This window comes from Streptomyces sp. NPDC059037 (assembly GCF_042740015.1).
Taxonomy (GTDB): Bacteria; Actinomycetota; Actinomycetes; order Streptomycetales; family Streptomycetaceae; genus Streptomyces.
The window spans coordinates 1-9,591 of sequence record NZ_JBHYIG010000344.1; the positions used below are offsets into that span (position 1 = coordinate 1).

Annotated in this window: 9 protein-coding genes; 2 read left to right on the forward strand and 7 right to left on the reverse strand. The window is 70.9% G+C overall.

Features of this window, described 5'->3' with window-relative positions; translation table 11 throughout:
* Window positions 1-23: 23 nt before the first annotated feature.
* The 6 genes from ACFWY6_RS40875 to ACFWY6_RS40900 form a co-directional block, all read right to left on the reverse strand.
* Window positions 24-485, reverse strand: a complete 462-nt coding sequence (locus ACFWY6_RS40875; RefSeq protein WP_384701593.1) for a peptidase inhibitor family I36 protein — start codon at window positions 483-485, stop codon at window positions 24-26.
* Between the two features lie 40 nt (window positions 486-525).
* Entirely contained in the window at window positions 526-1,437 is a 912-nt protein-coding gene (locus ACFWY6_RS40880) for a hypothetical protein (protein ID WP_384701596.1), read from the reverse strand.
* A gap of 302 nt (window positions 1,438-1,739) precedes the next feature.
* A complete protein-coding gene (locus tag ACFWY6_RS40885; RefSeq protein WP_384701599.1) occupies window positions 1,740-2,201 on the reverse strand; it encodes a hypothetical protein in 462 nt (153 codons plus the stop codon).
* Window positions 2,202-2,309: 108 nt separating this feature from the next.
* Window positions 2,310-2,507 (reverse strand): hypothetical protein, encoded by a 198-nt coding sequence (locus tag ACFWY6_RS40890; protein WP_384701602.1) that lies wholly within the window; start codon window positions 2,505-2,507, stop codon window positions 2,310-2,312.
* A 100-nt stretch (window positions 2,508-2,607) separates the two neighbouring features.
* Window positions 2,608-3,543: a MerR family transcriptional regulator gene (locus ACFWY6_RS40895; RefSeq protein ID WP_384701605.1), complete on the reverse strand. Its 936-nt coding sequence runs from the start codon at window positions 3,541-3,543 to the stop codon at window positions 2,608-2,610.
* Window positions 3,544-3,619: 76 nt separating this feature from the next.
* On the reverse strand, window positions 3,620-6,202 hold the full coding sequence (locus tag ACFWY6_RS40900) for a glycoside hydrolase family 3 protein (protein ID WP_384701608.1): 2,583 nt from the start codon (window positions 6,200-6,202) through the stop codon (window positions 3,620-3,622).
* 351 nt (window positions 6,203-6,553) lie between these two features.
* On the opposite strand from ACFWY6_RS40900, the gene ACFWY6_RS40905 reads away from it, so the two are divergent.
* Window positions 6,554-7,477 (forward strand): NADP-dependent oxidoreductase, encoded by a 924-nt coding sequence (locus tag ACFWY6_RS40905; protein ID WP_384701611.1) that lies wholly within the window; start codon window positions 6,554-6,556, stop codon window positions 7,475-7,477.
* Window positions 7,474-8,211, forward strand: coding sequence for a GNAT family N-acetyltransferase (locus ACFWY6_RS40910; protein WP_384701614.1), 738 nt, complete (start codon window positions 7,474-7,476; stop codon window positions 8,209-8,211). Before ACFWY6_RS40905 ends, ACFWY6_RS40910 begins: the two co-directional genes overlap by 4 nt.
* A 31-nt stretch (window positions 8,212-8,242) precedes the next feature.
* Here the strand turns inward: ACFWY6_RS40910 and ACFWY6_RS40915 are convergent.
* Window positions 8,243-9,591, reverse strand: a 1,349-nt coding sequence (locus ACFWY6_RS40915; RefSeq protein ID WP_384701617.1) for a tetratricopeptide repeat protein, incomplete at its 5' end; no start/stop codon positions are given.

Consider the following 9,591-nt stretch of genomic DNA (forward strand, 5'->3'; position numbering starts at 1 on the left):
TCCCGGCTCCGAGGGCCGGCCCATCAGGTCAGCGCGTTGCACCTCACGGTGTCGTGGACCCACCGGTGGGAGCTGAACTGGTTGTTGGCCTTCTGCCCGTTGGACAGCTTGTTGTCGCGGAGGTCGTCGGCGAACTTCTCGCCCCGCTTCAGGCAGGCCTCGCCGCCCGTGTAGTTGGCGCCGTCGTAGAAGACGACCGTGTCGTACCTCCCGGTGCCCTTGTTGAGCACCGATGTCGCCTTGTTGTTGCTCGTCCTGGAGTACTTGGCGTCGTCACGCTTGGACTTGCCCACGTAGCCCTTGCAGTCGGTGCGGTCGTACGCGTAGACGTACCCCTTGTTGGCCTCCGGCCAGACCTTGTTGCAGTGCGTCACCTTGGTGTCCACGTCGCCCGAGGGGGCGGCGGTCTTGGCGAGCGCCGAGGGCGCGAAGGCCCCGAGGCTCAGGAATCCGGCCGTGATGACGGCCGCGATGGACTTGCGCATGGTTGTACCTCTCCTTGTCGAGTTGCCGGATACGGCTTGGTCAGCCGCGGTCTGCGAGCACCGTGTCGGCCGTGGTCAGCGCCCGGTGCTGGAGTCGCAGATAGGTGTCGACGTCGGCCCGGTACCGTGCACCGATGGCCTTGTCGCGATATTTCCGCTCCAACTCGCGGGCGGTGCGCCCGAGTTCGCTGGAGCGTGCGCACTGCGCCTCGGCCACGGCGAGGCGTACCTCCGCGGCGTGTGCGCGATCCGGAGACAGTCGTTCGTTGAGCTCCGGAAGCCGGTCACGGATCTTTTCGGGGGTGGCGTAGTCGTGCCCCTCGCCGCGCATGCAGCGCGACCACTTGTGCACCGCGTCCCTGAACCGTCGGTCCCGTTTGAGGTCATCGGCGTAGAGGCCGGTGAGGTTCTCGGCGACCTTGCTGACGCGGAACCACCGCGGCAGACCGCCGTACAGGATGTCCTGCCCCTGCGCGAGGCAGCCGCCGAGCGAAGTGCTGACGCGACCCCCTGTCGGCACCGGCGCGCTGACGCTGCGGCTGTCCTCGTCGCCGAAGAAGGCCCGGTCCCATCGCTGCTGTTCACGCTCGGAAAGTCCCCGCTGGTAGGCGGAGTTGGGATCCTTCTTCCGCTCCTGCTGCGTCCGCCGGTGGAGCGCGCCGCCGTAGCCGTACTTGCGCGCCCAGCGGGTGTCGTCGAGGACGAGGCGGACGTTCTTCCGCTCGTCCGGCGTGCGCAGACGGTCGGGCCAGTACGTCAGGTCCTGGCGCTTCATGCAGCGCTGGATGAGCAGTTCCTCGGCCCGGTCGAGCTTGGCCTCCTGGGTGGCGGTGAGCCGTTCGAGGCGGCCGGCGGGCGCGCCGCCGTGTGGTGATCCCTGTGGTCCGCCGCAGGCGGCGAGTACGACCAGGGCGGCGGGCACCGCCCCGAGCCGCGCGACAATTCTGCGCATCAGGTCTTCCCCCGTACTTCGTGACCTCTTACGAGCCAGGAAGTTACGGAAGCCGGGCGATGCGCCCCAGGGGTTTCGACCGAGCCCGAAACAGCCGAGCCCGCCAGGACCTGGCTAGAGCCTGTCCGATGGGTCCGGCCGGCCTTCAACGCCGGGCGCCGATTCACCAGGGACGAGCGGGCCCTGGTGCGTGCAGCTGCAAGGCGGAGGAGGGCGTCAACGCGGAGCGTTGGCAACCGACGACAACGCGGCAGATGTGCGTGCCAGGGCCCGCGACCCCGGCAGGACCCATCGGACAGGCTCTAGAGCCTGTTGCCGCTGCCGCTCCCCCGCCAGGCCCGGCCCGTGAGCACGAAAAGCACCACCGGAATCACGACCGCCGTCGTCAACGCGGCAAGGACCGGCCCGCGTTGGCCGGGCGTGAGGTGGTGCAGCAGCTGAATGTGGATGACCAGGTGCGCCGCGGCGAAGACGAGATACACCGCGAGGGCGGTGCGGACCATGGTCTGGCGCATGGTGACGGCGCCGACGCATAGGAGCACCGAGATGGCCAGGCTCATGGCGCCGAAGTCCATCATCAGATGGGCGTTGTACGACATCCGCATGCCCACCCAGGGGATGTCGAAGAACGAGCGGGGGAAGAACAGCGCCCAGCATCCGACGATGAACTGCGCCGCGCCCAGGAACACAAGACCGGCGCGGAGCGGTCCACGGCCGCCGCCGAGCCTGTCGTCGGCGCCCGTCACCAGGATCGGGTTCGTCACGGGTGGCAACCTCCGAAGGGAGTGCGGGCCCGGCGATGCCGGGTCCCGCATGGCTGTCAGGTTCACCCGCTCAGACCGGACAGCACTCCCGAATGTGACAGCCGGGCCTCAAGCGCCGGTTTGCCGAGGGGCGGGGCTGAGGGCTCGGCCGCGCTCCCGGGTACTCCAACCGATCACCGCGGCGAGGCAGAGGACCGCCGGTATCAGCAGCAGCGCGCTCCTGCTCCCCTCCGCGACCGCGACGTGCGCGAACACGGCCGCTCCGATCGCGCCGCCCGCCATGTCGACGCTGCTGAGCCAGGACATCGTCTCCGCGGCCTGCCCTTCGGGCGCGAGGTCGCCGCCGACCGTGCGCAGCCGGCGGTCAGCCGTCGCGGTCCGGCCTCGGTCAGGTCCGTGGGTGCCATCAACGCATCCGGACCCGCAGCGCCCGCACGATCCAGGCGAGCGGCGGTGCCAGACTCTCCGGGGCGGGCCATCCGTTGATCACGGCGAGCAGTTGCAGATAGCGGTCCCTGCGGGGGTCGCCCATACCTTCCAGGCGAGCCGCCAACCGCCGCTGGAGGGCGAGGTCGTCGGGCAGCCCGACGATGTGGGCATAGTGCGCCGTGAGCGCCGACACGATCGGATCGGCCTCGGGCGATGCCGGGTCGATGCCGACCGTCAGAGCCGGGGCGACCTGCGCACGGACGGCATCGGCGAGGATGCGGGGCAGGCCCGTGGTGTCGTCGGGGGCCCGGTCGGTCGCCAGGTCGCGGGCCATTCCCCGCATGGTGGAGCGGAAATCCGTGTCCTGGAACAGTTCGGCGAGCTCCACCCACGCCTCGACCTGTTCGGCTTCGGGGCTCTCGGGCAGCTCGGGGGTCATCGAGCGGACGACCGCCGCGAAGGCGGGGTGGTCACGCAGTCCGTCGAAGACAGACCCGAGGAAGTCGTCGACCAGGCGTCGACGTTCGGCCTCGGAGAGCTTGGCCAACTGGTGCATGAGGTCCAACTCCTCTGGGGTGGAGCCCCTCTTGGCCACTGCTGTGAGCACCGCACGCCGCAGGCGCAGCACGCGGATCTGCACGTCGAGGGCGTCGGCGTGCGCCGCGGCGGCCTCGGGCAGCGAGACCTCCCGGTCCACGACCTTCCTGATCGAGGCGAGGTCGACGCCCAGTTCGCGCAGGGTGCGTACGAGGCCGAGGCGGGCGACGGCGTCGGTGCCGTACAGGCGGTAGCCGGACGGGCTGCGGCCGGCGGGCGGCACGATCCCCTCGTCGGAGTAGAACCTGACCGTCTTGACCGTCAGACCGGTCCGCCGGGCCAGATCACCGATCGAGCAGAGCGTGTCGCCGTCCATGTCCCCCACCTTGGTGTCTCCCCCCACTGGAGACTCAAGCACTCCCCGCCGGCGACCGGAACGTCGGGTCAGGCGTTCAACTCGCCACCCCCGTCAGCCTGATGTCCCGTGACGACGACCCCACGTACACCGCGCGGCGGCCCTCGGGACGCACCCACCGGGCGGCTTCCGTGTCCCAGTACGACAGTTGGCGCTCGTCCACTCGCAGCGTGACCCGGCGCGACTGCCCGGGCCGCAGCTCCACTCGGTCGAAGGCCGCCAGCGTCTTCACCGCCATCTCGACGGCCGTGCCGCGCGGCGCTCCCATGTACAGCTGGGGCACCTCCGCGCCCTCGCGGCGGCCCCGGTTGGTCACCGTGAACGACACCTCGTAGCCCGCGCCCGCGCGGCGCACGGAGAGGCGGCTGTAGCCGAACTCCGTGTAGGACAGGCCGTGTCCGAAGGGGAACAGGGGCTCGATGGCCGCCTTGTCGAAGCCTCGGTAACCGGTGAAGATGCCTTCGCTGTACGTGACCACTCCGTCGACGCCGTAGTAGCGCTCCGGGTGTGCGGGGTCGAGAGTGGGGTGGTCCGCGTCCTTCTTCGGCCAGGTCACCGTGGCCTTGCCGCCCGGGTTCGCGCGGCCGGTGAGCAGGTCGGCGGTGGACCAGCCGCCCTCCTGGCCGACGTAACCCGTGTGCAGGATCGCGTCGACCGCATTCCTCCACGGCATCGTCGCCGGGCAGCCCGTGGTGAGGACGACGACCGTACGCGGGTTGGCCTTGGCGACCGCCGTGATCAGCTCGTCTTGGCGGGCGGGGAGCGTCAGCGTGGTGAAGTCGCCGCTGCCGCCCACCGAGCCGCCCGAGCCGTTGAAGGCGAAGACGACCGGGGTGTGCACGCGCCGGGCGAGGCGAGCCGCCGCGGTGATGGACGCGGCGCGCTGCTCAGGCGTCACCCACGCGAACCGCACCTGGACCTTGCCCCGTTCGGCGATGGTCGCCGCCCAGCCGGTCGCCTTGACCACGACCTTGTACGACCTGCCGCCGGTGAGCTCCACAGGATCGGCCTGGCCGTTGTCGAGGCCGTCCGTGGTCGGGACGATCGAGGACCACTTGCGCGCGAAGCTGTCACGGGCGCCCGCCGCGGTCGTCAGTTCCTCGCCGTCCAGGCTCAGCGAGACCGCCGCGCCCCAGCCCTGGATCTTGAGCGCGTACTCGCCCGTCGTGGGCGGCACGAAGGTGCCGGTCCACTCGGCCGTCGTGCCGACCGGAAGCCCTTCGGAGCCGACGAAGTCGACCTTCTTGTCCGTGCCGCCGCCCTTGCGGGCCAGGCCCTCGGGGAACGCGGACGCGGGGACAGCCGTGCCCGTGAGGTCGACTCCAACCTCGTACGCGATCTTCCGCCCTGTCGTGCGGCGCAGTGCGTCCAGCGGGCTGACCAGGCGCTCCTCGAAGCCGTACGCGCGCTCGCCCGAGACCGATGTCGCGACCTGGCCCGCGGTCGGGCCGATCAGTGCGAGGTCGCGCAAGGCGGCGGGCGACAGCGGGAGTCCGCCTTCGTTGGCCAGCAACACCGCGCCCTGGACCGCGACTTCGCGGGCCACGCGGGCGCCGGCCTCGACGTCGATCCGCTTTCGGGCGGAGACCCGGCTGCCGTCGAGCATGCCGAAGGCGTCGTACCGGCCCAGGATGCGGGAGACCGCGGTGTCCAGGGCGGCCTCGGGGATGGAGCCGTCCTTGATCGCCTTCTTCAGCGGCTCGCCGTAGAACGAGCCGTCCCACATCTGCATGTCCTGGCCGGCTTCGAGCGCGGCCGTGGAGTGGGTGGCGCCCCAGTCGGATGTGACGAAGCCCTTGAAACCGAGTTCGCCGCGGAGGATGTCGGTGAGGGTGGTGCTCTGCTCGGAGTTCCACTTGCCGTTGAGGTGGTTGTACGCCGACATCACCGAGGAGACGCCGGCGCGGACGACGGCCTCGAAGGCGGGCAGGTACAGCTCGTGCAGGGTGCGGTCGTCGACGATGAAGTCGTACGAATTCTCCGGCTTCTCGCGGTCGAACTCGTGCAGGCGCTGGTTGTTGGCGAGGAAGTGCTTGGCCTGGGCGAGCATGCCCTGCGCCTGCACGCCCTCGACCTGCGCGGCGCCGATCAGGCCGTTGAGGTACGGGTCCTCGCCCGACTGGTCCTTGTTGCGGCTGAAGAACGGGGTGCGGGAGAGCTCGATCTGCGGGGCCAGCAGGACGTCCATCTCCAGGGTGCGGCCCTCGCGGCCCATCACCGCCCCGTACTCGCGGGCGAGTTCGAGGTTGAAGGAGGAGCCGAGTGTCGAGACGGGCGGGAGTCCGGTCGCGGACTTGGTGACGTTCACGCCCGCCGGACCGTCGGACAGGCGCAGCTCCGGTATGCCGAGGCGCTCGATGCCCGGCAGATAGCCCGCCTGCCCGAGTCTGCGGGGGTCGGTGGCGCCGTGGACCAGGCTGATCTTCTCGTCGAGGGTGAGGCGGGCGACGATCCCCCGGACGCGGCGCGTGGCGGCGGCCGCGCCCGGGGAGCCGACGGCCTCGCCGGCCGCGGATGCGGGCACGGCCGTGGCCGCCGGCCCTGCGGCGGCCACGAAGGCGAACGTGGCGGCGGTGCCACCCAGTTGCTTCAGAAGTTCACGACGGGTGCTGGCAGGCATGGCGAAATGGCCTCCTGAACGCGGCTCGTGGCACGCCGAACTGGCCGGCGGCGCCAAGACCTGAACGCGCCATCCGCTCCAGTGCGGGTCTGTGGGGCCAGAGTCTTGATTGGTTGAACACTGAAGGTCAAGGGTCGGGAAAGCAAAACTTGGTGAGGCGTTCAGTTTTTGACCGGTCGGCTCCGCGTCGGCTCCGCGTCGGCTCCGCGGGAAGCCGTGCCCGCCCCTCATTGCGACCTCATGAACGCTCCCCCGCACCAGGAATAGCGGGGCGATCATGGCGGTCGTCCAAGGTGGGCACTCACAGGGCCTGCGTCGATTCAGAGCTCAGAGCTCAGAGCGAGGGAGCACATGTCCAAGGCGTACGTATTCACCCGGCACGGCGGTCCTGAAGTGGAGGCCTTCGTCGAGCAGGCGCCCCCGGAGCCCGGCCCCGGTCAACTCCTCGTCGCGGTACGGGCGGCCGGGGTCAATCCCGTCGACTGGAAGCTGCGGGCAGGCAAGCGGCGGCCGGGGTCGCCGCCCGCCGCGTTCCCCGAGGTGCTCGGCAGCGAGGTCGCCGGTGTGGTCGAGCGGGTGGGCGAAGGCGTCGAGGGATTCGCCGTCGGTGACACGGTGTTCGGCAACCCGGTCACGGGCGGGTACGCCGAGCACACGCTCATCCCCGTATCGATCGCCGCGCACAAGCCGGAGGGCCTGACGTTCACGGAGGCCGCCGCGCTGCCGGTCGCGGCGGCGACGGCGTACGACGGTGTGCGCCAGCTCGGCCTGCCCGCAGGGGCGACGCTCCTGATCACCGGGGTCGGCGGCGGGGTCGGGGTGGCCGCGGCGCAGTTGGCGCGGCACTTCGGCATCCGGGTCGTCGGCACGGCGAGCGCGGGCAAGAAGGAGTTCGTCGAGTCCCTGGGCGCGATCCACGTGACGCCGGGTCCCGATCTGGCGGAACGGGTTCGGGCGGCGGCGCCGGGCGGGCAGGTGGACGCGGTCTTCGACCTGGTCGGCGGCGACGACGTGGTGGCCGTCGCCCCGCTCCTGACCGACCGCTCGAAGCTGATCACGGCGGCGGCCAAGGAGACGATCGCCGAACTGGGCGGGGCGCCGGTCGCACGGGCCCGGACCAGCGAGGTCCTTGACGCGGTTGCGCGGCTCGCCGTCGACGGCGTACTGCGGACCGAGGTGTCGGCGACGTACCCGCTCGACCGCGCCGACGAGGCGCTGCGGGCCGTGGAGAGCGGCCACGCCCGCGGGAAGATCGTGATCGAGGTGAGCGCGTGACCACCGTCCGCCCCGACCTCACGCACCCCGAACGCCCGCCGGAAGCGGTCGCCCACCCGTTGGACAACCCGGCCTACGGAGCGCTCGCCGGACCCCACGCCCGTTTCGCCGAGCGCCGCGGCCGGGTCCTGCGGTACCAGCTCGACGTGTCTCCTTGGCTGGCCATGCCCGACGATCCCGGCCCCGACGACTGGACCGACCTGGCCCGCCTCGCCGGGCCGGGCGCCGAGGTGCCGCTGCCCGGTGTCCGGGCGCCGCTGCCCGAGGGATGGGAGGTCACGTTCGACATGGAGGGCGTCCAGCTGGTCGACGATTCGGTGGCCCCCGCGCCGGATCCGGAAGCGGTCCGCCTCGGCTCCTCCGACGTACCCGAAATGCTGGACCTGGTCGAACGCACCCAGCCGGGCCCGTTCCTGCCCCGCACCGTGGAACTCGGCACCTACCTGGGCATACGCCGGGGCGGCGCCCTCATCGCCATGGCCGGGGAGCGGCTGCATCCGCCGGGCTGGACGGAGATCAGCGCGGTCTGCACCGACCCGGCCCACCGCGGCGAGGGCCTGGCCTCCCGCCTCGTCCTCGCGGTGGCCGCCGGCATCCGGGCCCGCGACGAGATCCCGTTCCTCCACACGTCGGCGCGCAATACCGACGCCATCCGGTTGTACGAGTCACTGGGGTTCCGGCTGCGGCGCAGGACGCGGTTCCTGTCGGCGCGGGTTCCGGCGGCGGGGCTCTGAAAGCTGTGCAGCTGACGGGGCGGTGGGGGGATCAGAGAGGAGTTCCCGGGGCCTCGCCGTCGAGCCGTCGTCGTGGCGGGTCCGCGGCTTCTTGGGGGCGGCGCTCGGCCTCCGGCGCGTCGGCTTGTGTGCCTTTCGCCGCCTGCAAGATGTCACGGTAGGCGGCCTGTTGGGCGCGGCCCATGGCCTTGAGGACGTCGTTGCGTGTGCCTTGCGCCGCGCGTAAACGGGCACGATAGGCGGCGGGCATGCACTCGGCCAGCTTGGTGAATATCTCCACTGACTCGGTCGCTGCTTCCAGCGCGCGGGAGAGGTCCTCCGGCCCGCCGACCAAGACCCAGGCGGTTGCCCATAGGGAGGTGGCGAGGTCGGGTTCGTAGGCATCGGGATTGTCCGCTGCAAGCCGCCGCCGGATCGCGATGGCCTCCCCAATGGCGCTCAAGCCATCAGCCCGCCGCCCCACCGCCTCGTAGCGGATCGACAGGTTGTTCAACGACATGGCGAGGTCGGGTTCGTAGGCATCGGGATTGTCCGCTGCAAGCCGCCGTCGGATCGCCGTGGATTCCTCGATGGCGCTCAAACCCTCGGCCAGCCGCCCCGCCTCCCCATAGTGAACCGACAGGTTGTTCAACGACGCGGCGAGATCGGGCTCGTAGGCGTCGGGGTCATCGGGGTTGGCCACCACAAGCCGCCGGTACACGGCGGTGGCCTCCTCGCTGGCTGCCAGTGCCTCCGCCCGACGCCCCGCCTCCCCATAGCGGGTCGCCAGGTTGTTCAACGACCCGGCGAGATCGGGCTCGTAGGCATCAGGGTTGGCAGCTGCCAGCCGCCGCCGGATCTCGGTGGCTTCCTCAATGGCGACCAGGCCTTCAGCCCGCCCCACCGCCCCATAGTCGACCGACAGGTTGTTCAACGAGGCGGCGAGGTCAGGCTCGTACGCATCGGGATTGTCCGCCGCAAGCCGCCGGTACACGGCGGTGGCCTCCTCGCTGGCCGTCAGCGCCTCCGCCCGCCGGCCCACCTCCCCATAGCGGATCGCCAGATTGTTCAATGACCCGGCGAGGTCGTGCTCGTAGGCATCAGGGTTGGCAGCTGCCAGCCGCCGCCGGATCTCGGTGGCCTGCTCAATGGCGATCACACCCTCCGCGCGCCGCCCCACCGCCCCATAGCGAACCGACAGGTTGTTCAACGACGTGGCGAGGTCGGGCTCATAGACGTCGGGGTTGACCACCACAAGACGCCGGTACACGGCGGTGGCCTCCTCGCAGGCTGCCAGCGCCTCCACCCGCCGCCCCGCGGCCCCGAAGTCGATCGCCAGGTTGTTCAACGCCCCTGCGAGGTCAGGCTCGTAGGCATCAGGGGTGGCAGCCGCGAGGCGCC

Excerpts from the sequence above, each read along its gene's own strand:
- ACFWY6_RS40875 (WP_384701593.1), bottom strand. The coding sequence starts at position 485 with ATGCGCAAGTCCATCGCGGCCGTCATCACGGCCGGATTCCTGAGCCTC.
- ACFWY6_RS40880 (WP_384701596.1), bottom strand. The coding sequence starts at position 1,437 with ATGCGCAGAATTGTCGCGCGGCTCGGGGCGGTGCCCGCCGCCCTGGTC.
- ACFWY6_RS40890 (WP_384701602.1), bottom strand. The coding sequence starts at position 2,507 with ATGTCCTGGCTCAGCAGCGTCGACATGGCGGGCGGCGCGATCGGAGCG.
- ACFWY6_RS40895 (WP_384701605.1), bottom strand. The coding sequence starts at position 3,543 with ATGGACGGCGACACGCTCTGCTCGATCGGTGATCTGGCCCGGCGGACC.
- ACFWY6_RS40900 (WP_384701608.1), bottom strand. The coding sequence starts at position 6,202 with ATGCCTGCCAGCACCCGTCGTGAACTTCTGAAGCAACTGGGTGGCACC.
- ACFWY6_RS40905 (WP_384701611.1), top strand. The coding sequence starts at position 6,554 with ATGTCCAAGGCGTACGTATTCACCCGGCACGGCGGTCCTGAAGTGGAG.